Origin of the sequence: Polyangium jinanense (assembly GCF_028435265.1) — a bacterium.
Taxonomy (GTDB): domain Bacteria; phylum Myxococcota_A; class Polyangia; order Polyangiales; family Polyangiaceae; genus Polyangium; species Polyangium jinanense.
Genome location: NZ_JAGTJK010000014.1, coordinates 174,754 through 200,094, shown reverse-complemented (window position 1 = coordinate 200,094; position 25,341 = coordinate 174,754). Strand labels below are relative to the sequence as shown.

The 25,341-nt window shown below is 70.0% G+C and carries 18 protein-coding genes and 1 pseudogene; 13 read left to right on the top strand and 6 right to left on the bottom strand.

Going from position 1 to position 25,341, the window contains the following annotated elements:
• Positions 1-101: 101 nt before the first annotated feature.
• From KEG38_RS25210 to KEG38_RS25190, 5 genes are all read left to right on the top strand, one after another.
• Positions 102-1,847 (top strand): hypothetical protein, encoded by a 1,746-nt coding sequence (locus tag KEG38_RS25210; RefSeq protein WP_272422441.1) that lies wholly within the window; start codon positions 102-104, stop codon positions 1,845-1,847.
• On the top strand, positions 1,844-4,861 hold the full coding sequence (locus KEG38_RS25205; RefSeq protein WP_272422440.1) for a hypothetical protein: 3,018 nt from the start codon (positions 1,844-1,846) through the stop codon (positions 4,859-4,861). The genes KEG38_RS25210 and KEG38_RS25205 overlap by 4 nt, the downstream gene beginning before the upstream one ends.
• A gap of 113 nt (positions 4,862-4,974) precedes the next feature.
• Positions 4,975-7,671 (top strand): DNA mismatch repair protein MutS, encoded by a 2,697-nt coding sequence (gene mutS, locus KEG38_RS25200; RefSeq protein WP_272422473.1) that lies wholly within the window; start codon positions 4,975-4,977, stop codon positions 7,669-7,671.
• Positions 7,672-7,882: 211 nt separating this feature from the next.
• Complete coding sequence (locus tag KEG38_RS25195; RefSeq protein WP_272422439.1) at positions 7,883-8,854, top strand: serine/threonine-protein kinase; 972 nt, start codon at positions 7,883-7,885, stop codon at positions 8,852-8,854.
• A gap of 167 nt (positions 8,855-9,021) precedes the next feature.
• A complete protein-coding gene (locus KEG38_RS25190; RefSeq protein ID WP_272422438.1) occupies positions 9,022-9,573 on the top strand; it encodes a hemerythrin domain-containing protein in 552 nt (183 codons plus the stop codon).
• Between the two features lie 42 nt (positions 9,574-9,615).
• On the opposite strand, the gene KEG38_RS25185 is transcribed toward KEG38_RS25190, so the two are convergent.
• The 3 genes and pseudogenes from KEG38_RS25185 to KEG38_RS56055 form a co-directional block, all read right to left on the bottom strand.
• A complete protein-coding gene (locus KEG38_RS25185; RefSeq protein WP_272422437.1) occupies positions 9,616-10,092 on the bottom strand; it encodes a DUF2752 domain-containing protein in 477 nt (158 codons plus the stop codon).
• Between the two features lie 26 nt (positions 10,093-10,118).
• The gene (locus KEG38_RS25180) at positions 10,119-11,279 is read right to left on the bottom strand and encodes a hypothetical protein (protein WP_272422436.1); all 1,161 of its coding nucleotides are present in this window, start codon (positions 11,277-11,279) and stop codon (positions 10,119-10,121) included.
• 45 nt (positions 11,280-11,324) lie between these two features.
• Positions 11,325-11,648 (bottom strand): annotated as a pseudogene (locus tag KEG38_RS56055) (zinc ribbon domain-containing protein); the annotation flags it as partial.
• Positions 11,649-11,863: 215 nt separating this feature from the next.
• Between KEG38_RS56055 and nuoE the strand changes: the two are divergent.
• The 8 genes from nuoE to KEG38_RS25140 all read left to right on the top strand — a co-directional run bounded on the left by nuoE (position 11,864) and on the right by KEG38_RS25140 (position 21,782).
• Positions 11,864-12,343 (top strand): NADH-quinone oxidoreductase subunit NuoE, encoded by a 480-nt coding sequence (gene nuoE, locus KEG38_RS25175; RefSeq protein ID WP_272422435.1) that lies wholly within the window; start codon positions 11,864-11,866, stop codon positions 12,341-12,343.
• Positions 12,344-12,346: 3 nt separating this feature from the next.
• Entirely contained in the window at positions 12,347-13,699 is a 1,353-nt protein-coding gene (nuoF, locus tag KEG38_RS25170; RefSeq protein ID WP_272422434.1) for an NADH-quinone oxidoreductase subunit NuoF, read from the top strand.
• Entirely contained in the window at positions 13,696-14,304 is a 609-nt protein-coding gene (locus KEG38_RS25165; RefSeq protein WP_272422433.1) for an NADH-quinone oxidoreductase subunit J family protein, read from the top strand. Before nuoF ends, KEG38_RS25165 begins: the two co-directional genes overlap by 4 nt.
• Complete coding sequence (gene nuoK / locus KEG38_RS25160; protein WP_272422432.1) at positions 14,301-14,609, top strand: NADH-quinone oxidoreductase subunit NuoK; 309 nt, start codon at positions 14,301-14,303, stop codon at positions 14,607-14,609. The genes KEG38_RS25165 and nuoK overlap by 4 nt, the downstream gene beginning before the upstream one ends.
• An 85-nt stretch (positions 14,610-14,694) precedes the next feature.
• Positions 14,695-17,223, top strand: coding sequence for an NADH-quinone oxidoreductase subunit L (nuoL, locus tag KEG38_RS25155; RefSeq protein ID WP_372518193.1), 2,529 nt, complete (start codon positions 14,695-14,697; stop codon positions 17,221-17,223).
• Complete coding sequence (locus tag KEG38_RS25150) at positions 17,220-19,082, top strand: complex I subunit 4 family protein (protein WP_272422430.1); 1,863 nt, start codon at positions 17,220-17,222, stop codon at positions 19,080-19,082. The genes nuoL and KEG38_RS25150 overlap by 4 nt, the downstream gene beginning before the upstream one ends.
• Positions 19,079-20,611: an NADH-quinone oxidoreductase subunit N gene (locus tag KEG38_RS25145; RefSeq protein ID WP_272422429.1), complete on the top strand. Its 1,533-nt coding sequence runs from the start codon at positions 19,079-19,081 to the stop codon at positions 20,609-20,611. Before KEG38_RS25150 ends, KEG38_RS25145 begins: the two co-directional genes overlap by 4 nt.
• 220 nt (positions 20,612-20,831) lie before the next feature.
• Positions 20,832-21,782 carry a peptidase associated/transthyretin-like domain-containing protein gene (locus KEG38_RS25140; protein WP_272422428.1) on the top strand — a complete coding sequence of 317 codons (951 nt, stop codon included), beginning with the start codon at positions 20,832-20,834 and terminating at the stop codon, positions 21,780-21,782.
• Positions 21,783-21,784: 2 nt separating this feature from the next.
• Here KEG38_RS25140 and KEG38_RS25135 read toward each other — a convergent pair whose 3' ends face one another.
• From KEG38_RS25135 to KEG38_RS25125, 3 genes are read right to left on the bottom strand one after another with little or no spacing between them, the layout of a single operon-like run.
• Complete coding sequence (locus KEG38_RS25135) at positions 21,785-22,930, bottom strand: tetratricopeptide repeat protein (protein ID WP_272422427.1); 1,146 nt, start codon at positions 22,928-22,930, stop codon at positions 21,785-21,787.
• Positions 22,927-24,015, bottom strand: coding sequence for a histidinol-phosphate transaminase (hisC, locus tag KEG38_RS25130; protein ID WP_272422426.1), 1,089 nt, complete (start codon positions 24,013-24,015; stop codon positions 22,927-22,929). Before hisC ends, KEG38_RS25135 begins: the two co-directional genes overlap by 4 nt.
• A gap of 34 nt (positions 24,016-24,049) precedes the next feature.
• On the bottom strand, positions 24,050-25,303 hold the full coding sequence (locus KEG38_RS25125; RefSeq protein ID WP_272422425.1) for a hydroxymethylglutaryl-CoA reductase, degradative: 1,254 nt from the start codon (positions 25,301-25,303) through the stop codon (positions 24,050-24,052).
• Positions 25,304-25,341 lie beyond the last annotated feature (38 nt).

The window sequence follows — 25,341 nt, the reverse complement described above, 5'->3', positions numbered from 1 at the left end:
GAAACCCCGGGGGGGCGCGACGCTTCGACGTCCCGGACATGGCCACCAAACAGCTGGGCGCCTTGCTCTGCAGGGGGCGGCAAACTAGGCTGCGCCGCGCCATGTCGCCCGAACCTGACTTCCGTTGCCCGAGCGCTGCGGGCACCTTGCCACGCCGGGTGCGCTTCGCCTCCGCTGCGCTGGTCCTTGCTGCCTCGGGCCTCGTCGGCCTTGGGGGCTGCTTCTCGGTCGCTGACGGCGTCCCGCCGCCCCGCGACGCGTTCTACTACCCGACGGGCCTCGTGGTTTCGCCTGGGCGAACTGCGCTCTTCGTGGCGAACTCTGATTTTGATCTGCAATACAACGGCGGCACGGTCTTCGCGCTCGACCTCGTGAAGCTTCGGGCCGACGGGGACAAACTACGGCAGGCGATCCTCGATGCGGCCGGGAGCCCCGCGTCGAGCGGCGATCCGACGGCTGCTGCTTGCGGCACGCTCGGCGTTGGGCGCAACGACAACACCACGCTCTACCCGGGGCCTTGCGCGCCGGTCTCGCTCTCCTCGTACTTGCAGAACGGCAAGGCTGTGACGATCGGCGCCTTCGCTACCGACGCGGTGATCGCGGTCAAGCCGAACCCTTGCGATGATGGGCGCGGTGCGCGGCTCTTCGTCCCGGTGCGTGGTGATCCCTCGGTCACGTACTTCGACATCACCGACGACCGCGAGATCTCCTGCGACGGCGCGCCGCTGCCTGCTGCGTCGCCTTGCAGCGGCTCGGTCTGCCTCGAGTGTGGGGCCACGTCCTCGGGCGGGCGGTGCTCGCGGGACTTCCTCGTGGGTCGGGATCCGTCGGACAGCCAGCGTGGTCTCACGTTGCCTGTCGAGCCGATTGGCATCGCGGTGGACGAGCGCGGCGAGTCGGTCGTGGTCGTGCACCCGAACGAGCAGACGGCGAGTACGGCGAGCCTCATCGTGAACCGCTGGGAGAGCGAGCCTGCGCTCGAGCACTACGTCGCGGGCTTGCCGCCGGGCGCGACGGACTTGGCGGCGATCCCGATCGCGCGCCTCGCCGAGGAGAACCGGGCCGCGATCGACTACACGCCTGCGTTCGGCGTGAGCTACCGATCGTCGCCGGTGTTCGACGTCTTGCGGTACAACGATGACGGCGGTTCGAGTCCGGCTCGGCCGTTCGTCACGCGGAGCGCGTCGGTGCGCATCGGCACGACGGCGAGCTCGACGGACTCGCGTGGGGTCGCGATCGATGGGACGGAGCGGCGGGCGTGCGAGGATGCGTGCCCGACGGGCGCGGTGCGCGGCAGTTGCCTCAGGGCGTGCGCTGAGGACCATCCGCTCGGCGTTTACATGGCGAACCGTGCTCCTGCGGCGCTCGTGATCGGGCAGATCGAGACCAAGTTCACGGAGCGCGAGGGGCCGAACGGCCCGGAGGTGACTGGCGCGTTCGAGGAGGTTGCGTTCCACGACTCGGTGCCGCTCGCGTTCGGCTCGTCGCGCGTGAGGATGGGGCAGGTGATCGGGCTGGATGGCCGGCCCGCGTGGCGTGTCTTCGCTCTCGCCTATGATTCGAGCTTCGTCTTCTCGTACGACCCGGCCTCGCGGCGCGTGGACAACGTCATCAAGACGGGCCGTGGCCCGCATGCTATCGCCTTCGACACGGAGCGCTTGCGGGACGAGGCGGGGAATCTGGTCCTCGACGAACAGGGCAACCCCATCTGGTACTCGACGATGTACGTCGGTCATTTCACGGATTCGTACGTCGGCGTCGTGGACCTCGACATGCGCAATCATGCCACGTTCGGGGCCATGTACATGACGCTCGGCAAACCGGTGCCGCCCAAGGAGTCACAATGAAGCGGCGTATTTCTTATTCGTTCGGCGGCCTCGCGCTCGCCACGCTCGGTTTGCCCCTCGCGCTTGTCTCCGCGGGCGGATGCGAGACGCAGACGGTGGCGTCGGAGGTCCGCGCGCTCGAACGCTCGGGCCGCGTCTCGTTCCTCTGCCTTGGCGCCCCGGGCCTCGGGACGACGCCGGCGCTGCCTTACGAGCGATGCGGCGGCACGCGGTTCGAGACGCCGGACGATTATGCCGTGGCGAACGGGGTCACGACGCAGCCGCACCTCTACGCGCTCGTGACCCAGACGACGCGTGGCGAGGTGGCCGTCGTCGACATGAGCACGAAGGTCGACTCCGTGCTCGACTCGAATCCGCGCGTGCCTGGCGCGAACTTCCTGCCCGTCGGCGCGCAGCCCATCGACATCGCGAGCACGAACGGCAGCATGGCCGCGTTCGTGGGCGTGGCCGAGTCTGGCCGCGAGGGGATTTTTGCCCTTGCCGCGAAGGACATCCGCGTCTGCAGCACGTGCTTGCCGAAGACGCTCTCGAGCTGGCCCGCCTGCGCGCTGCCCGGCGCGCCTGGCGAGATGCTCGTCGTCTACGATCCGAAGAACGACGCGGGCGAGGTCCGCGCGCACTGCGACGACACCACGTATTCGAAGCCGCGAGAGCCCGAGCCCGACGGGGCCGGCGGGTTCCTCGTCGACCTCACGCAGGAGGGCCTCGGCCGGCCCAAGCTCGTCGTGACGATCCCCGATCTCGGCGCGCTCGCCGTCATCGACGCGCAGACGCTCTTCGACGTGGAGCGCGAGGCCGATGGTACGCCCCGCAAGGATCCGGACACGGGCGAGCTCGTGTACGTGCACGCGCCGGGCTCGTGGAAAGAGTGCCCCATCGATCGCTGGGTCCCGCTCACGGTGGACCTGCCTGTGCAGAGCCCGCCCGCGCCTCCGCCGACGGGCGCCGCGTGCGTCGCGCCCCCCGTGATCGCGCCCGCGCCCGCGCAGGACTACGAAGCGCGCCCCGCGGGGATCACGCTTTCCGAGAAGCGCCTCTTCGTCGGCGACCTCGACGCGCCCGTCGTGCACGTGCTCGACATGAAGACGCCGTGCGAGCCGATCGAGCGGGATCCGCTCCTGCCGACGTCGCTGAGCGAGCCTGATCGGGTCGTGACCACGAGCCAGATCGCCGCGTCGCCGACGCTCGCGGGCTCGCTCGAGCGGTTCCTCTACGCGGTCGACGATCTCGATGGCAGCGTGATGGTCTTCGACATCGCCGAGGACGCGACCTCGCGCAGGCCCGTCACGCGGCCGCACCCCGAGTGGACGCCCGGGCAGGCGCCCGATCGCGTGGAGTTCGGCGTGCCCGTGCAGGATCTCGTGATCATCGAGCGCGACAACCCGCTGCCCATCCCGAACACGGGCGTGGCCCCGGAGGGCGTGCGTTGCAGCCCGGATCCGGATCTCACGGTCTGCACGACGACGTCGACCTCGTGTGATCCCGAAACGCTCTACCGGACGAGCGGGACGTACGAGAGCGGCGCGGGTCCGGCCCGCATGCGCGGGGCGTTCGCGTACGTGGTGCTCGGCACGGGGCAGATCGCGGTCGTCGACATCGACGATTACGACGCGCTTTGCCGCGCGCCGACGCGGTACACGTATCTTTATGGGTGCCCGCCGCCTGGCGCGCCGGCGGATCTCGCCGGGGAAGAGGTGCTCGCGAGCACGGGCGAGATCTCGTGCAACATCGTCGTGCCGCACACGCCGCGCAGCGCGAACTACATGCGGACGTCGGAGCGAACGGGCCAGAACCAGCCCGGCCTCTCGGGCTTCCCCTTGCTTTACAACAACCAAGGGACGCTCCAATCGACGTTCGACGAGGACGGGCCGATCATCCGCGCGACGGTGCCGGTGCTGCCGAGCGGCACCAAGGAGCTCCCGCCCGAGCATTTCACGCTGGCCGTGGGTGGGACGATCCGGGTGATCGATCAAAAAACGGGCCTCACGACGAATGCCGGGGATCCCGAGCATACGGTCGTGATGAATTTCGAGGACCCGCGCGCCCAGTCGGCGAGCCAGACGTTCACGATCACCTACGAGGGCGCTTTGCCTGGTTTCGCGGGGAAGGCCGGGCGGCTCGATCTCACGGGCGGCCCGACGCCGACGCTCTCCGACGCCGCGAGCCGCTTCTGCGATCAGGGCGTGCTCGGCGAGCGCGCCTGGGAGGAGATCCTTTCGAGCGAGGGCGACGCGAACGCCGCGGCGAAAGCGAAGTCCCTCGCCGATTACGTGCAGATTGCCTCGAACATCCCCGACGAGGACGACATTCACTGGACGAGCCCGGAGACACAAGGGGTCTGCACGTACCAGCAATGCAAATCGACGTTCGGCCCGGCGGAGCTTCCGCGGGAGGGGCGCGACATCTCGATCCTCGAGGCGTATCAGGATCGCCTGGAGCTCGGCGGGTCGCGCGGCGGCGCCTCGCCCGAGCTCATCGAATGCTGCTTCCCCACGCTCGTCGGGTTCAACATCCGCGTGGGCGGGCAATGGTCGGTCGTCGGCAACGCCTCGGGCTTCTTGCACCACGTGATCGCGGCTCCGGAGAGCGTCGGCGATACGCCGCTCGGCGCGTGCCGCAATTCGTGTGATCCAACGCGTGCACGGCTCAATGGCCGCGTGCGCGCCGCGCCGCACGGGGAGGTGGTGAAGGACGGCGATCTCCTCGCCTTCATCAATCCCTTTTTCCGCATGGCCATCAACGATCCGGCGCCGGAGAGCGAATTCGACGCGAACCCGAGCTCGGCCACGATCAACGGCCCGCCGCGCGACACGTTCTTCCAGTTCGCGACGCAGGGCAACTTCCGCCCCCTCCTCCTGACCCTCACCTCGTCCACGACGTCCGCGACCGAGATCCAGCCTCAGGCGGTCACGTTCGTCCCCTCCACCGGCGAGCTCGCCATCACCGACGGCTCGCTCGAAGGCCTCATGCTCATCTCGGCCAGCCGCCTCGCCCTCACGCGGCAATACTACTGACACGGTTCGTCCGCGGATCCTGAACGCCTGTCGAGGTCCCGGGTTTTTCCGGGGCGCCCTGGACAAACGAGGGGGACCCACCCGGCAAACCATGGTAAGGGGGGGCCGTGCAAATGCGCGGCAGCAGTAGCGGCAAGAAGCTCACCCCCGTGATGCGGCAGTACGAGGAGGCCAAGGCTGCCCATCCCGACGCAATTCTGTTTTTCAGGATGGGGGATTTCTACGAGATGTTCCGGGAGGACGCCGTCATTTCGGCGCGCCTCCTCGACATCACCCTCACAAGCCGGAACAAGGGGAACCCCGACGAAGAACCGATGGCCGGGGTGCCCCACCACGCGGCCGCCGGATACGTCGCCCGCCTGCTCGCCTTCGGCCACAAGGTGGCGATTTGCGAGCAGATGGCCGATCCCGCGACGGTGAAGGGGATCGTGCCGCGGCAGGTGGTCCGCGTGATCACGCCGGGGCTCGTGACCGATACGGAGCAGCTCGACGCGCGGGCAAACCACTACCTCGTCGCCGTGGACAACGAGTCCGGTAATGCGGAACGCGGGATTGCGCTGCTCGATCTTTCGACCGGAGAGCTTTCGGCCGGGACCATTTCGGATCTCGCGTCGCTGCTCGCGGAGCTCGCCCGGTGTGATCCGCGGGAGGTGCTCGTCGGCGGGGGGCTCGACCCGGATGTGAAGAAGGGCGCCGGGCTGGCAGCCCCTCGCGCGGTGCTGCGGGAGGACGAGCCGCTCGACGATGGAGACGTGGCGGCCACGATCGACGCGTCGGTGGCGGAGCCGATCGCGGCGGAGGCGGCGTCGACGTTGCCGCTCGCGGCGCGGCGGGCGGCGGCGCGGGCGCTCCGGTTCGCGCACAAGTGCACGCCGGGCAGTCCGCTGCCCGTGCGGAGGATCGCGCCGTACGACCCGACAGGGACGATGCGGATCGACGAGACGGCGCAGGTGCACCTCGAGCTCGTGCGAGGGGCCGACGGGTCGCGGAAGGGGACGCTGCTCGAGACGGTGGACGCGACGGTGACGCCGGCAGGGGCGCGTTTGCTCCGGCGAAGGTTGCTCGCGCCGCTGCTCGACGTGGCGTCGATCCGGCGGCGGCTCGACGAGGTGCAGGCGTTCGTGGAGAACCCGCGGGCACGTGGCGAGCTCAGGGAGGCGCTCGGGCGCGTGGGCGATCTGGAGCGGCTCAGCGTGCGGGCGGTGCTCCGTGAGGCGACGCCGAAGGATCTCGGCGCGCTGCGGGATGGGCTGCTCGCGGCGCCCGCGGCGGTGGCGGCGACGCGGTCGATCGTGGATACCGCCGGGGGTTTGGGGGCAGAGCTCGGCTTGTCCGAGCGGAGCCCCCAACGTTCGACCAGCGAGACGCGCGAGCTCTTCGGCGCGGAGGTGGACACGTTGCCCGAGCTCGCGGCGAAGCTCGCGGCGGCCCTGGTGGACCGGCCGCCGGCGCTCGCGCGTGAGGGTGGGTTCGTCCGGGAGGAGTACGACGCGGAGCTCGCCACGCAGCGCAGGCTCGCGCGCGGCGGCGCCGAGGAGATGACGAAGCTCGAAGCGGAGCTGCGCGAGAAGACGGGCGCGGGCTCGCTACGCATCCGCTTCACGCGGGTGTTCGGCTGGTACATCGAGGTGACGAAGACACACCTCGGCAAGGTGCCGCCGGACTTCCGGCGCAAGCAGACGGTGGCCGGCGGCGAGCGCTTTACGAGTGATCGTCTCGACGAGCTGGCGGACGGGCTGGAGAATGCCGAGTCGCGCGCGCTCGCGCGGGAGACCGACATTTTTGAAGGACTCGTGCGCACGGTCGCGGAGAACGCGGAGCGGATCCGCAAGCTCGCGCGGACGCTCGCGTCGTGGGACGTGGCCGCGGCGCTCGCCGACGTGGCGCACCGGCAGGACTACGTGCGGCCCGTGATCGACATGGGCGACGCGCTCGTGATCGAGAGCGGGCGGCATCCCGTCGTGGAGCGTCTCGCGGCGGCGGGTCGCTTCGTGCCGAACGACACGGCGCTCGATCTCGGCGGCGAGCGTCTCTGGCTGCTCACGGGCCCGAACATGGCGGGTAAGTCGACGCTGATGCGCCAGGTCGCGCTCATCACGATCCTCGCGCAGGCGGGGAGTTTTGTTCCCGCGCAGGCGGCACGGATCGGGCTCGTCGATCGGGTGCTCTCGCGCGTCGGCGCGAGCGACAACGTGGCGCGCGGCGAAAGCACGTTCATGGTCGAGATGCGCGAGACGGCGACGATCCTTCGCGACGCGACGCGGCGATCGCTGGTCATCCTCGACGAGATCGGTCGTGGCACGAGCACGTACGATGGGCTCGCGATCGCGTGGGCCGTGGCCGAGCACCTCTACGACGCGGTCGGTTGCCGCGCGATGTTCGCCACGCACTACCACGAGCTGACGGAGCTCGCGCAGCACGGGCCCGGCGTGGCGAACTGGTCGGTCTCGGCGCGCGAGCACGGCGGTGACGTGGTCTTCCTGCACAAGCTCGTGAAAGGGCCGGCGAGTCGGAGCTACGGCGTCGCGGTCGCGCGGCTCGCGGGCGTGCCCGAGCCGGTGCTCGCGCGGGCCAAGGCGATCCTCTCGACGCTCGAAGCTGGCGCGCCGCTGCCCTCGGGCAAACACGCGACGATGCGCGGACGCACGCGGCAAGGCTCGGTGCAGCTCGACCTGTTCGCGAAGGCGAAACCCGACACGGATGCGGCCGCGCCCGTCCTCGAAACGCTGCGCGCCGTGGAAGTCGAGCGTTTGACGCCGCTCGACGCGCTCACGTTCGTCGCGCGCCTGAAGTCGCTCCTGCCCTCCTGAACACGCGAAAAACCGGCTGCCAGAAAAAGCAAGCGACAGAGCTCGGCGCGCGGTCGTGCACCTGCGCATCCGCACCTGGGACGTGCGCTTACCGTCCACCTTGCGCCGGGAAACGTTGAGGACGGTCCTGATCGGAGCCGGGCAAGGTGCCGATGCACTTTTCGGGTGATTCCCGACGGGGAGCGTGCAGAAATGACCTGCTGCCCCGACCATGACACCTCCGAAATTCACCGAAGGATTGTCCCGGGACCTCCTCCCGACGCACGACGCCCCGTTCCCCGGCCCTACGGGGGATCAGGGAGCTCCGTACGTGCCGGGCCTGGTGCTCGAGGGCGTCGTGGCCGAAGGCGGCATGGGGCTCGTGTACGCGGCCCGCGAGATCTCCTCGGGCAAGCGCGTGGCGCTGAAGACGCTGCGGGCCTGCTTCGCGAACGACGAGGGGGCACGGGCCCGGTTCGAACGGGAGATCTCCTTCACGCGTCGGGTCGTGCACCCGAACGTGGCGCCGGTGCTCGGTCACGGGCACATGAGCGACGGGCGGCCGTACTACCTGATGGAGCTCTATCGGGGCAGGACGCTCGGGGCCGTGGTGCGTGAGGACGGGCCACTCTCGATCGGACGCGCGCTCGAGATCACGGACCGGATCCTGGCCGGGCTCGAGGCCGTGCACGCAGCGGGGATCGTGCACCGGGATCTCACGCCGGAGAACGTCCTGCTCACCGAGGGGCCCGCGGGCGAGACGCGCGTGCTCCTGCTCGACTTCGGCTTCGCCCACGAGCCGGGCGTGGACACGGGCGACGGGGTGACGGCGGACAGCCGCGGCGCGCTCGTGGGGACGATCCGGTTCATGTCGCCCGAGCAAGTGACGCGCGGTCGCGCGATCACGGCGCAGAGTGATCTGTTCGCGACGGCTCTCTTGCTCTACTACGCCGTGTCGGGGAAGCTGCCTTTCCGCGGGGAAGGGGACCTGGACGTGGCGGTGGCGACGGTGCGCAAGGCGCCTGTGCCGCTGCGCGCGGAGCTTCGGAATGTGCCGCGCGCGCTCGACGTGCTCCTGTCGCGCGCGCTGGCGAAGCACCCGGACGCGCGGTTCTCGGGCGCCGCAGAAATGCGACGCGCGCTGTCCGAGATGAGGCGCCCGCGCGCGAAGGTCGCCGGGGTAGCCGCGGCGCTCGCAGGGTAGGAGATCACCCGCCACGCGGGCGCCGGCGCGGCATCGAGCACGCCGTGCGCGCCCGCCGTGGGCCCGCTCCTTGCCATAGACGGCCGCGCTGCGCGGCTTTCGCTCACGGTTCCGCCCGCGGGAGCGAAAGACCGCCGCCAGAGCGACAGGCTTGGAGGAGAGGGCTCATGGATGCACTCGATCTGTTGGAGCAACAGCACCGCGACGTCTGCGCGTTGCTGTCGCGGCTCGTGGAGGCGTCGCCGGTCGGCTTGGGGAGCGAAGAGGCGTTTTACGCCGCGCTGCGCGCCGTCGAGGCGCACGTCCGCGTCGAGGAGGCGTACGTCTACATCGCGTGCGCGAGCAGGCTCGGTGACGACACGAAGGTGCGCGAGGCGCGCGAAGAGCACACGCGCATCCTCGACGCCGCGCGGCTCGCGCTCACGATGCCGCGCACCGGGCCGCAGTTCGCAGCGATGATCGCGGCGCTGCGCGAGCGCTTCGAGAAGCACGCGGACGTCGAGGAGGACGTGGTGTTCCCGAAGCTGAAGCGCAGCCTCACGGACGAGGAGCTCGACGTGCTCGGCGAGGAGATCGAGCGCTCGTACAACCGGCTGCTCGCGGGCGCGGACGATACGCGCACGACGCACGCGCGTCCGTCGGACGCAGAGGACGCGTCCCGGGCGGAGCCGCGGCTGCGCCGAGGCATGCGTCGTCCGGCGCCGCGCGGGGCGATCTGAGGCGATGCGGAGATCCTTGGTGCAGCAACCAATGCGGCCCGGCTACACGGGGACCGGGCCGCCGAAGGCGCCGAAGAAGCGCGCGAACCAGACGGCGATCATGGCGACCGCGAGGACGATCGAGCCGAGGGTGACGACGCGCGTCTGCTGGAACGCGAACGTGTACCAGCGGCCGTGGCGCACGTAGTTGTAGCTTCCTTGCAGCGCGAGGAGCGCGACCATCGGGACGATGGGGATCACGAGCGGGTGGAAGTGGATGGCCTCGCGGAGGTCGCCGGTGGCGAGCGCGAGCGCGGCGCGCGTGAGGCCGCAGCCGGGGCAGGGATGGCGCGTGACGAGCGCGAACGGGCAGAGGGGGAAACGGACCACGACCGCAGCGCTGAGCACGGCCCCGACGAGGGCGAGGCGCGCGGCGCGACCGAGCGCGGTTCCTTTGGGGCGAGGGGGCGTGTAGGGGCGCGGGACGGGGTAGGGGACTGGGGTGGGGGACGGGACCGGGGCGGCGATGGGTTTGTCCAAGCGCTGCCCCGGTTCGTCCTGGTCGATCAGTCCACCGCGTTTGGATCCCAGACCTGGTTCAGGTCCTTCGCCAGCGCGTAGGGGAAGAGGAAGATGTACATCACGAGGCTCTGCGACTGCGGGTTGCGCGAGCCGGCCATCTGCTTCGCCCGCGTCACGATCTCGGGCAGCTTCAGGATCATGAGCAGGTTCAGGATCGGGACGAAGAGGTGCCACGACTGGAGCGACTCGTCCTTCGTGTAGGCCTTGAGCTCGTTCAGCATGCCGTAGCCGCCGAAGAGGTGGTACATGCCGCAGCAGAAGAGCGTGCCGAGCAGCGCGGTCATCGGGTTGCGCGTCGTTCCACGCACGCCGCCCATGCCGCCGCCCTGCGCGCCCATCATGGCGCCGCCGCCCATGCCCATCGGAGCGCCCATCGCGCCGCCGGGGTACTGGCCGGGGGCCACCATGGCGCCCGCGGGAGGCGCGCCGTACGCGCCGCCGGGAGGCGCGCCGTAGCCGCCGGGACCGCCCATCCCGCTCGGATCACCCGGAGGCGGGCCGTAGGCGCCGGCAGGCGGAGGAGCGCCGTAGCCGCCCGGAGGAGGCGGAGGAGCGCTGTATCCGCTGCCCGCGGGGGGCGGGGGAGCGCCGTAACCGCCTGCAGGAGGCGGAGGAGCGCCGTAGCCGCCCGGAGGAGGCGGAGGAGCGCCGTAACCGCCCGCGGGAGGCGGAGGAGCGCCGTAACCACCCGCGGGAGGCGGAGGAGCGCCGTAACCCGGAGGCGAGCCGCCCATGGGTCCGCCGGGCGGGGGCGCGCCGAAGCCGCCGCCGGGGGGCGGGCCCGCGGGGGGCGGGAACGCGCCGGGCGAGGGGATGCCGGGCGGGTTCGGCGAGGGAGGAGTGAAGTTCGGGAGATCGATCGCGAGCGTGCTCCCGAGCCCGCCCTGCGGCTCGTATCCGCCCGCCGGCGGATATCCCGGCGGGGGCGGGGGCGCGGCCGGCAGCGGAGCTGCCGTTGGGCCGAGTCCCGCGGGCGGCACGCCGATCACCGTGCCCGCGAGGCCCTGATCACCGAGCGTCGGCCCGCCGGGCGGCATGCCTGGCGGCGGCGGCGGCGCGGCGGCCGGCATGTGCGGCGCCATCGGCGGCGGCGGCGCCGGCGGCGGCATGGCCCCCGCGGGCGGCGTCGGGGGTTGCTGACTCATCAGCATCGTCCCCTTGAACTTCGGCGCGGCGGCTCCTTTCAGGTTGAAGCCACACTTCGTGCACGTCGTCGCCGTCTCCGAGTTTTGTGTCCCACAATTCGGACAGAACACGAACCACCTCCCGAGGCGCTGCGCGTCATTCGAACGGTTGCGAAGGGCGCGAGGCGGCCGGGAGCGTAGTGGAGGTTCGCCCCACTTCTCAAGCACAACGCAAGGGGTCGTCAGAGTATCGAGCGCCGACGCGTGCGCGCGCTTGCGAGCGAGCAAACCCGCGCGTGCCCGGCAGGGCTCTCGGGCGCGTGAAACGGCGCCGCTGCGAGGTGGGCGCGGGTGGAGCGCGGCCCCAAGAAAAAGAGAAAGATTCGGCATGGCGAACGGCGCGCCTTGACACAACCGGGGGTCGCTCACTAGCGTGCGCGCGCCTGCAGAAGGGGCCCGAGCGAAACGCGGGCAAAACCCTTCGGGCGGCTCGCTCTCTTTCCGGTCTGGCTCGTGGCCCGACGGAGGAGCTCGAAGTTGAGCACGAGGACACGTGCTCGCTTGCCGCCGCCTCGATCCACCCCTAGCCCTGCTGGCGAACGAACATGACGAAGTTCGCACTGTCTCCCGACCGCGAGAAGCACGTCGAAGAAATCCTCTCGCGCTACCCGAACCGCCAGGCGGCCTGCATCCCCGTCCTCCATCTCTGCCAAGAGCAGAATGGGTGGATCTCCGACGATGTCGTCGAGTGGGTGGCGGCTCGGCTCGGCCTGTCGGCCGCGCACGTGAAGGGCGTGGTGACGTTCTACACGCTCTTCAACAAGGAGCCCGTGGGCAAGCACCAGGTCTGGGTCTGCCGGACCTTGAGCTGCGCGCTCCGCGGCGCGGACGACATCCTCCACCACTGCGAGAAGCGCCTCGGTATCCACGTCGGGCAGACGACGAAGGACGGGAAGGTGACCTTGCGGACGGCGGAGTGTCTCGCCTCGTGCGGCACTGCGCCGATGATCCAGGTCGACAAGGACTACTACGAGAACCTCACCACGGCCGAGGTCGATCGGATCCTCGACCGCCTCATCAAGTGACCCATGCTGCGACAAACGACGTATCTGACGAAGCGGTATGGCGTCCCCGAGGGGTGGACGCTCCCCGTGTACGAGCGTGACGGGGGCTATCAACAGGCCAAGCGCGCGCTCTCGATGCCCCGGGAGGCCCTCGTCGAAGAGATGAAGGCCGCGAACATCCGCGGTCGCGGCGGCGCCGGCTTCCCGATGGGCGTGAAGTGGAGCTTCATGCCGTGGCCTCCGAAGCCGGAGAAGCCGCACTACCTCGTCATCAACGCCGACGAGGGCGAGCCCGGGACCTTCAAGGACCGGACGATCATGGAGCTCGATCCGCACGCGGTGGTGGAGGGCTGCATCATCGGCTGCTTCGGCATCGGCGCGCACGCGGCGTACATCTACGTCCGCGACGAGCTGCACCTGTCGAAGGCGCGCCTCTGGGGCGCGATCGAGGAGGCGCGCGCCAAGGGCTACCTCGGCGCGAAGCCCTTCGGGATCGACTACCCCGTCGAGGTCTACGTCCACACGGGCGCCGGCGCGTACATCTGCGGCGAAGAGACGAGCCTCCTGAACTCGCTCGAAGGCAAGCGCGGCGAGCCGCGGCTCAAGCCCCCGTTCCCGGCGCAGGCTGGCGCGTTCGGCATGCCGACGACCGTGAACAACCTCGAGACGATCGCGGCGGTGCCGGTGGCGCTGGCGATGGGCGGCGACGCCTTCTCCAAGCTCTCGGACCTGCACGATCAGAAGGACGGCGGCTGCCGGCTCTACGGCGTCTCGGGCCACGTGAACAACCCCGGCGTCTTCGAGGCGTGCGTGGGCCTGACGCTGCGCGAGCTCATCTACGACCTCGGCGGCGGCGTGAAGGGCGGCGAGCTGCTCGGCGTGATCCCCGGCGGTTCGTCCTGTCCGATCCTTCGGCCCGACGAGACGGTGAACGCGCCGGACCCCAAGTCGCCGCTGCACCGCTGGCACGGCAAGAACGTGCTCGACGTGCCGATGGGCGTGGAGACGTACCGCGCGCTCGGGACGATGCTCGGCACGTGCTGCGCGATCGTGCTGAACAAGAACACGGACATCGTGCTCGCGATGCACAACCTGATGCGGTTCTACCGCCACGAGTCCTGCGGCCAGTGCACGCCGTGCCGCGAGGGCAGCGCGTGGCTCTTCCGCATCCTCGATCGGATGGTGCACGGCGAGGCCACGATGGAGGAGCTCGATCGGCTCCACGAGATCGCCGACAACATCATGGGCAACACGATCTGCGCGTTCGGCGAGGGCACGGCGATGCCCGCGCTCGGCTTCTTGCGGAAGTACCGCAAGGAGTTCGAGGAGCACGTGCGCACGAAGGGCAAGTCCGGGACGGGGAGGCTCGCGCTGTGAACAAACTCGAACTCGCGTTCTTCGGCCTCTGCTCGGTCATCGCGCTGCTCGGCGCGGTCGTGACCGTGGGCGCGAAGAACCCGATCCGCGGGGCGATGGGCCTCCTCTCGACGATCATCGGGATCGCGGGTCTCTACCTGATGCTGGCCGCCGAGTTCCTCGCGGCGATCCAGCTGCTCGTGTACGCGGGCGCGGTCGTGATCCTCTTCCTGTTCGTGATCATGCTCCTCGGCCCGTCGGCGCAGTCGAAGCGCGACGCGCGGGGCGCGGTGGCGCGTTACGTGGGCGCCGCGGCGCTCCTCGTGAGCGGGCTCGGCGCGATGGCGCTCGTGATGCGCACGCAGTCGGCCACGCCGACGGCGCTGCCGGCCGTGCCGCCGCAGTTCGGCACGATCGAGTCGATCGGGCACGAGCTCTTCTCGACGGCGCTCGTGCCGTTCGAGCTCTCGGGCGCGCTGCTCCTCGTGGCCGTCATCGGCGCGGTCGCGGTCGCGCGCGGCAAGCAGGTGGATCCCACGCTGCTGCCCGCGGCGGACGCGAAGCCGAGCCAGACGCCCGCACCCACCGCACGCACTGCAGGCCAGACCAAGGAGGCGAGGTCGTGACCGTCCCGCTCGAGTACTTCGTGATCGTGGCCGCCGCGCTCTTCATGACGGGCGCGGTGGGCTTCTTGATCCGACGCAACCTGCTCGTGCTCCTCATGAGCATCGAGCTGATGTTGAACGCCGTGAACCTCACGCTGGTCGCTTTCAACCGCCAGTACGTGGGGGGTCACACCGGGCAGATCTTCACCTTCTTCATCATCGCCATCGCCGCGGCGGAGGCCGCCGTCGGCTTGGCCATCGTCCTCGCGTTCTTCCGGCTCCGCGGCACGGTGCGCTCGGACGACGCCGATCTCCTGAGGAACTAGCGTGGAAGCCCTCAAAGCTCAGTTTCCCGCAACGAACTTCACGCTACTAGCGGTCGTCCTCGCCCTTCCGCTCATCGGCGCCTTCGTGAACGGCGTCTTTGGCAAGCGGCTCGGCAAGGCCGGCGTCCGCCTGATGGCCCTCTCGGCCCTCGGCGGCTCGTTCATCGCGGCGCTCGCCACCTTCCTCCTCCTGCCGAAGGGGGAGGGCGGCGGCACGCTCGCGTGGACCGCCTGGCGCTGGTTCTCGTTGAACGGGCGGATGGGGCAAACGATCCCCATCGATGTCGCCTTCAGCGTCGACGCGATGAGCGCGACGATGATGCTGGTGGTCACCGGCGTCGGGTTCCTGATTCACCTCTACTCGAGCGAGTACATGGTGAAGGACCCGGGCTACCACCGGTTCTTCGCGTACTTGAACCTCTTCTGTTTCGCCATGTTGACGCTCGTCATGGCGGACAACATGGCCGTGCTCTTCGTCGGCTGGGAGGGTGTCGGCCTCTGCAGCTACCTCCTCATCGGCTTCTGGTTCGGCGAGGAGAAGAACGCGACCGCGGGCAAGAAGGCGTTCATCGTCAACCGCATCGGCGACTTCGGTCTGCTCGTGGCGATGGCGATCCTGCTCTACTACACGGGATCGCTGCGCTTCGCGGAGATCAACGCCAGCGCGCGGAACCTGCTCGATCCGGTCACGATCTGGCCCTTCGGCAACCTCCCGCTCGAGGCGCAGTGGGACGCGGCGAACCCGGGCGCGAACGCGCTCTACAAAGCGATCGTGCACCTGTTCCTGCCCGAGAAGGGCATCCAGGTCTACGCGTCGACGCTCGTGGGCCTGGCGATGTTCCTCGGCGCCGCCGGCAAGAGCGCGCAGATCCCGCTCTACGTGTGGCTCCCGGACGCGATGGCGGGCCCCACGCCGGTCTCCGCGCTCATCCACGCGGCCACCATGGTCACGGCGGGCGTCTACCTCGTCGCGCGCACGTCGGCGGTGTTCCTCATGTCGCCGGCCGCGATGGCGACGGTGGCGGTGCTCGGCTGCGCCACGGCGATCTTCGCCGCGTCGATCGGCCTGTTCCAGCACGACCTGAAGAAGGTGCTCGCCTACTCCACGGTGAGCCAGCTCGGGTTCATGTTCATCGGTGTCGGCGTGGGCGCGTTCGCCGCGGGCTTCTTCCACGTCTTCACGCACGCGTTCTTCAAGGCCTGCCTCTTCCTCGGCGCCGGCTCGGTGATCCACGCGATGCACGCGCGGATCCACGACACGGACAAGTCGCAGGACATCCGCAACATGGGCGGCCTGAAGAAGTTCATGCCGATCACGCGGTGGACGTTCCTGCTCTCGTGCTTCGCGATCGCCGGCGCGCCTCCGCTCGCGGGCTTCTGGTCGAAGGACGAGATCCTCTGGAGGGCGTTCTCCACGAAGATCGTCGCGCCGGAGGTCGGCCGCATGGAGCCGCTCTGGACGTGGCCCTCGTGGCTCGGCCAGGGGATCTACTGGGTCGGCGTGGTCGCCGCGACGATGACGGCGTTCTACATGTTCCGCGCCTACTTCCTCACGTTCCACGGCGAGTTCCGTGGGTGGAAGATCGTCGCGGGCTGGAAGGAGCCGAAGCACGGCCACGGCCATGACGATCATGGCCACGACGATCACCACGATCACCACGACGACGGCACGCCGCTCGAGGGGCCGAAGCCCCACGAGTCGCCGCTCGCGATGACGCTCCCGCTCATGGTGCTCGCGGCGCTCGCGGTCTTCGCCGGGTTCCTGATGGCGGAGCCGATCCACATCGAGCCGCTCGGGCACATCCTCTCGCCGGTCTTCTCGCGTGCGCACGACGCCGTCGTGCTGCGCGGCGAGGGCGTCGAGAAGCTCATGTGGCCGATGATGGGCCCGGGCGTGGCGGCCTTCCTCGCCGGCACGGGCGCGGCGATGGTCGTGTACCTGAACAAGGGCGGCGCGCCGGAGGAGTCGTTCAAGAAGGCGGCGCCGGGCCTCTACAAGCTCATCTACGACAAGTGGCGGATCGACGAGCTCTACGACGCCGTGGTCGTCGGGATGGTGGACGCGCTCGCGGACATCTTCACGACCGCGGACAAGTGGCTCATCGACGGCGTCCTTGCGAAGCTCACGGCGGCGATCGTCGCGTTCTTCGGGACGGTCCTCCGCACGTTCCAGACCGGCCGCGTGCAGGTGTACGGCGCTGCGATGGCCCTCGGCCTCGCGGGCGTGGGCTTCTTCCTGGTCCGCCCGCACGCCGACGCGACGGTCGACGACTCGAAGCTCCGCTCGGCTGGCGAGGTGGTCATCTCGGCGGCGCCCGGCCCCGGCTACACCTACCGCTGGGAGGGCACGGGGACGGAGCAGAAGGACTTCACCCAGGTGCGTGAGGTCCGCATCAACGTCAATCCCGGGGAGACGAAGGACGTCAAGCTGCACGTGCGCAACGCGTTCGCGCAGGAGGCGACCCACTCGTTCGCGATCACGCGGCCTGGCCGCGGCTTCCCGTCCTCCGCGGCGCCCATCCCGGTCGTGCCGGGCAATGTGGTGCCGGCGGGCGGCGGTAGCATTCCTGCGAAGGACATCCCCGGGCTCATCAACCCGCGAGGCGCACAATGAGCCCGCTCGATCTCGTGTTTCAGTACTGGCCTGCGATCGGCGCGGGCATCCTCGGCGCGCTCGTCCCGCGGGGCGACGCGTCGACGAAGCAGCGCGCCGGCCTGGCTTTCATCGCCGCCCTCACCACGCTCTTCGTGATCTGGCTCTGGCCGACCGAAGGCGCGGCGCAGGCGGCGCAGGCTCCGGGCGAGTGGCCGCACCTGCTCAACCTGCTCATCGCGCTGCCCATCGTGGGCGCGGCGGCGGTGCTGTTCATCCCGCGCCAGATGCTCTCGGTGCTCCGCGGCTTCACGTACGTGGTGCTCGGCATCGGGTTCGTCGCGTCGCTCTGGCTGCTCACCGTCCCGATGACCGCGGGCTGGCACTTCCAGTACATCAAGGACTGGATGCCCTTCCTCGGCATCCGCTACCACGTCGCGATCGACGGCATCAGCCTGTGGCTCGTGCTCCTCACGACGTTCGTCACGCCGATCGCGGCGTACGCGTCGTTCGGCTCGATCAAGACGCGCATCAAGGAGTTCTGCTTCGCGCTCCTGCTCCTGCAGGGCGGGATGATCGGCGCGTTCGTCGCGCTCGATCTCTTCCTGTTCTACGTGTTCTGGGAGCTGATGCTCGTCCCGATGTTCATGATGATCGGCGTCTGGGGCGGCGCGGATCGCGTGAAGGCGGCGATCAAGTTCTTCCTCTACACGATGGCCGGCTCGGTGCTGATGCTGGCCGCGATCATCTACCTCGTCTGGACGCACCAGAAGCTCACGGGTGACTTCACGTTCGACTACCTCGCGCTCTCGCGCGTGGTCTTGCCGAAGAGCGCGCAGCTCATCTGCTTCTGGGCCTTCTCGCTGGCGTTCTTCATCAAGGTGCCGATGTGGCCGGTGCACACGTGGCTGCCGGACGCGCACGTGCAGGCGCCGACGGGCGGCTCGGTGATCCTGGCGGCCGTGATGCTGAAGCTCGGCACCTACGCGTACATGCGCTTCTCGATGGGGCTCTTCCCGGGGCCCGCCTCGAACCTGTCGGCGAACCTGGCGGGCGTGGCGATCCTGGGCGGCATCCTCTACGGCGCGCTGGTCGCGTGGAAGCAGCGCGACGTGAAGCGCCTCGTCGCGTACTCGTCGGTCGCGCACCTCGGCTTCGTCATGCTGGGGCTCTTCAGCGCGACGCCGACGGGCATGCAGGGCGCGGTGCTCCAGATGGTCAACCACGGCGTGTCGACGGGCGCGCTCTTCCTCCTCGTCGGCGTCATCTACGATCGGCGCCACACGCGCGAGGTGGACGAGTTCGGCGGGCTCGCGAAGGTGATGCCGCTCTACACGGTCGTCTTCCTGATCGTGACGTTCGCGTCGGTTGGCGTGCCTGGGACGAACGGGTTCGTCGGTGAGTTCCTCGTCATCATGGGCACGTTCCTCTCCGAGCGGCTCGGCAAGTTCGCCGGGATCCACACGGTGGGCGCGGCGGCCGGCGTGATCCTCGCGGCGGTCTACATGCTCTACGTGGTCCAGAAGATGTTCTTCGGCCCGCTCACGAACCCGAAGAACAAGCACCTGCCCGATCTCACGGTGCGCGAGTCGCTCGCGCTCGCGCCGCTCGTGCTGATGATCTTCGTCATCGGGTTCTTCCCCGCGATCTTCCTCGATCGGATGAAGGAGTCGATCCTGCTCCACCACAACCAGTACAAGGTCGTATCGGGCCAGGCGATCCTGTTCGCGGACGAGCGGGACGCGAAGCTCCTGCCCGAGGACACGTTCTCGCCGGCGTTCCTGAAGGGCATGCCGAAGAAGGAGAAGCCCGAGGAGCCGGCGGCGGGTGCCGAGGGCTCGCAGGCGGCGCTCGGCGGTGAAGGGAAGGTGGCGCAGTGAACGCGGGGCTCTTCCTCGGTCTGTCACCGCTGCTCGTCGTCAGCTTTGGCGGCCTGCTCCTCATGGTGGCGGAGGCGTTCTCGAAGCGCCGCGTCGACGAGACGTCGGACGATCGCGACGCCGGTCCGTCGTCGGAGCTCTCGCTCGGCACGGCCGTCACGCTCCTCGCGGGCGCGGTGTTCGCCGCGGCGATCTGGTTCGTGGGTCCGGAGAAGCTCGAGGGCGCGTCGTTGGTCGCGCCCTGGGTGATCGTCGACCGCTTCACCCTGTTCTTCTCGTTCGTGCTTTGCCTCGGCGGCGCGCTCGCCGCGCTGCTCGCGGGCGGCTACCTGCCGGAGCATCGGCTCGATCGCGGCGAGTTCTACCCCCTCATCATCTTCTCGACCGTGGGCGCGATGATCCTCGCTGCGGCGGGTGATCTGCTCTCGCTCTTCCTCGGGCTCGAGACGATGTCGCTCGGCGTGTACGCGATGGTCGGCTTCCGCCGCGCCTCGCTGCGCAGCACTGAGGCCGCGGTGAAGTACTTCCTGCTCGGGTCGTTCGCGGCCGCGCTCCTGCTCTACGGCGGGGCGCTGCTCTACGGCGCGACGGGGCACACGGATCTCGCGGGCATTCGCGAGACGATCGCGAACGCGCAGCCGGGCAAGGGCCCGAACTTCGCGCTCGTGATCACGGCGGCGGTGCTCATCATCGTGGGCCTCGCGTTCAAGGTGAGCGCGGTGCCGTTCCACATGTGGACGCCGGACGCCTACGAGGGCGCGCCGACGCCGACCACGACGTACATGGCCGTGGCCGTGAAGTGCGCGGCGTTCGCCACGATGCTCCGCGTGCTCATCGGCGCCTTCGGCGAAGGCGGGCTCGAGTCGTGGGCGGCGGGCTGGCCTCCGGTCGTGGCGCTGCTCGCGGTGCTCACGATGACGGTGGCGAACCTCGTCGCGGGCCAGCAGGAGTCGGTAAAGCGCATGCTCGCGTATTCGAGCATCGCGCACGCGGGGTACGTGCTCGTGGGTGTCGTCGCGACGATGCGCGCGGGCGGCGACGCGCAGGGCAGCGTGATGTTCTACCTGCTCACGTACACCGTCTCGACCGTCGGCGCGTTCGGCGCGCTCATCCTGATGGGCAGCCGCGGCGCGGAGGCGGTGAGCTACGAGGACCTCGCGGGCGTGGGCAAGCGGCACCCGGCCGCGGGCTTCGCGTTCTCGCTCTTCCTGCTCTCGCTCGCGGGCGTGCCTCCGACGGCGGGCTTCTTCGGCAAGCTCTACATTGTCAAGGCGTCGATCGGCGCCGGGCTCTACCCGCTCGCGGTCATCCTGCTGCTGAACAGCGTGATCTCCGCGTATTACTACCTGCGCGTGATGGTCTACATGTACATGCGCGAACCCGCGCCCGGCGCGCCTATCGCGAAGCCGATGCGCTCGGGCTACGTCGCGACGGCGCTCGTCGTCGCTGGCGTGCTCGTGCTCGTGCTCGGCCTGTGGCCGACGACGTCGCTGCAGATCGCGGTCGAGGCGGCCCTCGCCACGCGCTGACGGAGCGGGCCTTTGGGCTCGCTCCGCGTTCCTCGCTTCCCCCCAAAACGGTATCCTTGCCCCGGCGACGGCTGTGCCGCAGCATCGCCGGGGGTATGGCAACGAGGTTGACATGATCCGACAACTCGGTTGGCAAGGTTTGCGGCGAGCTCCCTCGAAAAGGCTGCGATCCCGCGCGGCGCAGGGCTTGCCCCCGTCCGGGGCGATGAACCGAACTTCGATGTCCTGGCTCCTCGTGGTCCCCTGCGTCGCCGCGCTGGGGTGCCAGAACGGCGCCGCGCCCGCGACCAACGACGCGAAGCCGACGACGAGCGCGCAAGCGGCGGGATCCGCCGCGCCGCAAACCTCGGCGGCGCCCGCGCCGAAGGGACCGATTCTGAATGGCCTTGGGCGCCCCGACGCGGACATCGCGAAGGTCGTCAACCCGAAGAACGAAGCGCCGTACGAGGGCCCGAAGGCCACGGTGCGCGGCACGGTGCGCATCAAGGGCGACGCGCCGCCCGCGACGAGCTTCACGTTCCCGGCGGGCAAGTGCGGCGAGGCGGCCGCGACGTACGGAAAACTCTTCCGCGTGGGGCTCGAGGGCGCGGCGGCCGACGTGCTCGTCGCGGTGACGGGCTACAGTGGGTTGGTCCCGGCACGCGAAGAGGCCGCGAAGATCACCATCCACGGCTGCGCCTTCTCGCGCCGCACGATGGCGCTCACGTACGGGCAACGCATCGACGTCGCGAACATCGACAAGATCGAGAGCTACATGCCGTACCTCGACGGCGCGCCGAAGAAGGCGGTGCTCGTGGCCGTGCCCGGCGGCGCGCCGGTGAAGCTCTACGCGTTCGAGCCCGGTCACTACATGCTGCGCGACGAGCTGCCGAACCCGTTCCTCACGGCGGACGTCTACGTGCTCGCGTACGCGACGCACGCGGTCACGGGCCTCGATGGGCAGTACGAGATCCCCGGTGTTCCGGTGGGCGAGGTGCGCGTGAGTGCGTTCCTCCCGTCGATCGACAAGGTCGTCGAGCAGCGCGTCACGCTGAAGGAAGGCGACAACACGATCGACCTGAACCTCGAGTTCGACGCGAAGAAGGACGATCCCGAGGTGAGGAAGAAGGCCGCCGCGGAGAAGAAGGCCGCGGACGGGAAGGTTTCTCCGGACAAGGTCGAGAAGAAGTAGCGCTACGCGCCCTTGCCCGACGGCGCGAGGAGAGCACGTACGCGCTTGCGTGCGGCTTCGAGCAGCGGATCGGGCGAGGGTGCGTCGGGAGAAACGAAGTCCGAGCCGGCGAAGGCGCGCGCGGCGTCGCGGCCCGCGCGCCGGCCAAGCAGGTCGGTGAAGAGCAGACGCGCGAGCGGGGAGGGCGCCACGGTGGGCGTGTCCTTCGGGGCGTCGAGCGCGGACGCGAGAAGGGCCGTATCGCCCGCGAGATCCGCGGCGACGGCGAGCGCGATGCGCGCGGAGCTCGACGAGGGATCGGCGCCGAGGACGAGCTCGGCCTGGTCACGCGCGAGGCGTGGAAGGCCGAGCGCCGCGGCACGAACAGCGAGCTCGGGCGCGGGCAGGCGCGCGCGACGAGCGGCCTTACGCGCGGCGTCGAGGTCGCCGGATCGGAGCGCCGCGTCGACCTCGGCGAGCGGGGCGAGCGCGGGCACCTCGGCAGCGATCCGATCCGCGAGGCGAGGCGCGCGTTTTCGCAAGGCGCGGGCCGCTCGCTCGGCGGTCACCGCGTCGTGGCGGCGCAAGGCAAGCTCGTACCGAGCGAGCCAGCCCTGCACCGAGGTCGGTCGCTCGATGACGAGCGCGTCGAGCGTGCGCTCGGCGTCCGCGACGCGACCCGCGCGTTCGAGCAGCGAGGCGTAGAGCAGGACGGCCTCGTCCTGCCCGGGATCGAGGGCGACGGCGCGGGCGGCATGCTGCAGCGCGTCGGCGACGCGCCCGCTGTCGGCTGCGCAGCGAGCGCGGGCGCGGGCGAGGGGCTCGTACGTCGGATCGAGCTCCTCGGCGCGGGTGAAGGCTTCGCCGGCGGAGGCACGCGCGTCGGGGAGCGCGCAGGAAGCCGCGCCGAGACGCGTCCAGACCTCGACGCTCTTCTCGTCGTGCTCCGTCGCGCCCTTGTAGAGCATGATCGCGAGCGGCAGATCGCCGTGCGCCTCGGCCTCCGCGCCGCGCGCGTAATACGCGTACGCCTCGTACGAGATGAACCGCCCTTTCGTGGGCACGCCGTCGATCACGCGGATCACCGTCGGATCGCCGCAACCCGCCACGAGGCCGAGAAGCGTGATCGTGGCGGTGACGATCGCGGCAGAGCCTCGGCGTCGGCTCATGCCCACCTCGTGATCGCTTCGAGCAGCCGATCGTCCTCTTCACGCGTGCCAATCGTGATGCGCAGCCGGTTCGCGAGGCGCCCGCCGCGCGCATGAAAGCTCCGCACGAGGATATTGCTCGACGCGAGCCCCTCGAAGACGTCCTTTGCGGGCCGATTCGTTTCAACCCAAAGGAAATTCGCGTCGCTCGGCGAGACCCCGAAGCCGAGCCGCGCAAGCTCACGCCCGAGCCTCTCGCGCTCCGCGACGACGTGCGCGACGACGTGATCGATCTCGGCGCGGAGCTCGCGCAGGACGAGCGTGGCGGCGCGCTGCGAGGGCGCGGGGAGGTTGTAGGGCTGGCGCACCTTGTCGACCTCGCGGACGAGCTCGGCCGGCCCCACGAGCCATCCGACCCGCAGCGCCGCGAAGCCGATCTTGGAGATCGTGCCGAGCATCGCGACGTTCGCGTAAGCGTGTCGGAGGTGCGCGATGCTCCCGGGCGCGAACGCGACGTAGGCCTCGTCGAGCACGACGAGCGCGCCTTCGGCAGCCTCGATCACGGCGCGGATCCGATCCTCCGACATGCGGTTTCCGGTCGGGTTGTTCGGCGTCGCGAGGAAGACAATGTTCGGCTTTCCGGCCTCGATCGCCGCGCGCATCGCGGGGACGTCGAGATCCCAGCGCTCGTCGAGCGACACCTCGACGACGCGCATCCCGCGGGCCGCCGCGCTGAGCCGGTACATGACGAACGTGGGCGACGGCGTGAGGATCGTCGCCGCGCCTTCGCTCGCGCGCGGCTGCGAGAGCGTGGTCAAAAGGAGGGCGATCACCTCGTCGGAGCCCGTGCCGACGAGGATCTCGTCGGGCGTCGCGCCCACGTGCGTGGCGATCGCCTCGCGCAGCTCGGTCGCCCGCGGATCCGGATACCGCTCGAGCCCGCCCGCCGCGAGCGCCTGCGCCACGGCGGCGCGCGCGTCCGGCGAGAGCAGGGGCGGGGCCTCGTTGCCGTCGAGCCGGATCTCGTAGTCGCCCGCGTGCGGCACGTAGGCGGCGAGGTCCGCGAGCTCGGGACGGAGGAGGTGGGCGAAGCGGGGCGCGTTCATGCGAGGCACCTCGGGATCCACGCGTCGGCGCGAATCAGCGCGGCAGCTTAGCCTCTCCCGCGCCAGGTGGCTCGCATGGTCCGGAGCCGTTCGTCGTTCGGGGCCTGTGCTCCGAGAGCCCGCCTGTCGCCCGGTGATGCAGTGCCATGTGGCCGCGCTGGATCCCTTCGGTCGAGAGCGCGCGGAGGGCCGAGAGGTTCGTCGCGAGGCCCGTGGCAGCCGCGACGGCGGCGAGCTCCGCCGCGGACGTCACACGGAGCAAGGCGAGCGCGAGGCGGGCGCCCGGATGCGCGCGGAGAGCGCCGCCGACGATGCCGAGCGCGAGCGGGAGCGCGAGCTGTCCTTCGAGGACGCGCTCGTCGTCCGTGAGGCGCCAGGTGGCGAGCGGACGGTAGCTGCCTTCGCGCGCCGCGTATGCGTGGGCGCCGGCCTCGACCGCGCGCCAGTCGTTGCCCGTCGCGAGCACGACGGCGTCGACGCCGTTCATGATGCCCTTGTTGTGCGTGACCGCGCGATAGACGTCGCGCTCGGCGAACGCCGAGGCCTGCGCGATGCCGCGCGCCGCGTCGTGCCCGGACACGCGCGCGCTCGCGAGCTCCTCGACGGGCAGACGAACACGCACGCGGGCGACCCGCTCGTCGCAGTAGTTCGAGAGGATCCGCAGGCCGAGCGTGCCAGCCGCGAGCTCGGCGACACGCGGGCCCACAGACTCGGCGACGGTGTTCACGAGGTTCGCGCCCATCGCGTCGAGGCAATCGACGTGTGCGTGGACGACGATCATGCCGCCGCCGAGATCACGCATCGAGAGGCGGCGCGCACCACCGCCGCGCGCGACGAGGTTCGCGATCGCCTCGTTCGCCCGCGCGAGAAGCTCCGCGGAAGCGGCCTCGATCCGCGCGAGCGCTCCTTTCGGATCCGCGACGTCGTGCACCTCGATCTGTGCGACGACGATCGACGGATCGATCTCCGCGACGAACCCGCCGGCCTTGCGCGCTCGCTTGGCGGCGTGCGAGGCCGCCGCGATCACGCTCGGCTCTTCGATCGCCATGGGCACGAGGTAGTCCTTGCCGTTGACGCGCACGCCCGGCGCGACGCCGAAGGGCAGGGCCAGCGTGCCGAGCGCGTTCTCGATCATCGCGTCGGCGGTCGACTCGTCGAGGCCGCCCGATCGAAGCGCGTGTTCGAGCTCCGCGGGCGAGAGGCCGACGAGGCGCGCGACCTCGGCGCGTCGCTCGGGGATGGAGAAATGGCGGAGCGAGGGAAGGGGGAGGGAAGGGTCAGCGTGCATGGTTGCTCGGGAGGGATAACGCGCCTCCGGGCGCACGT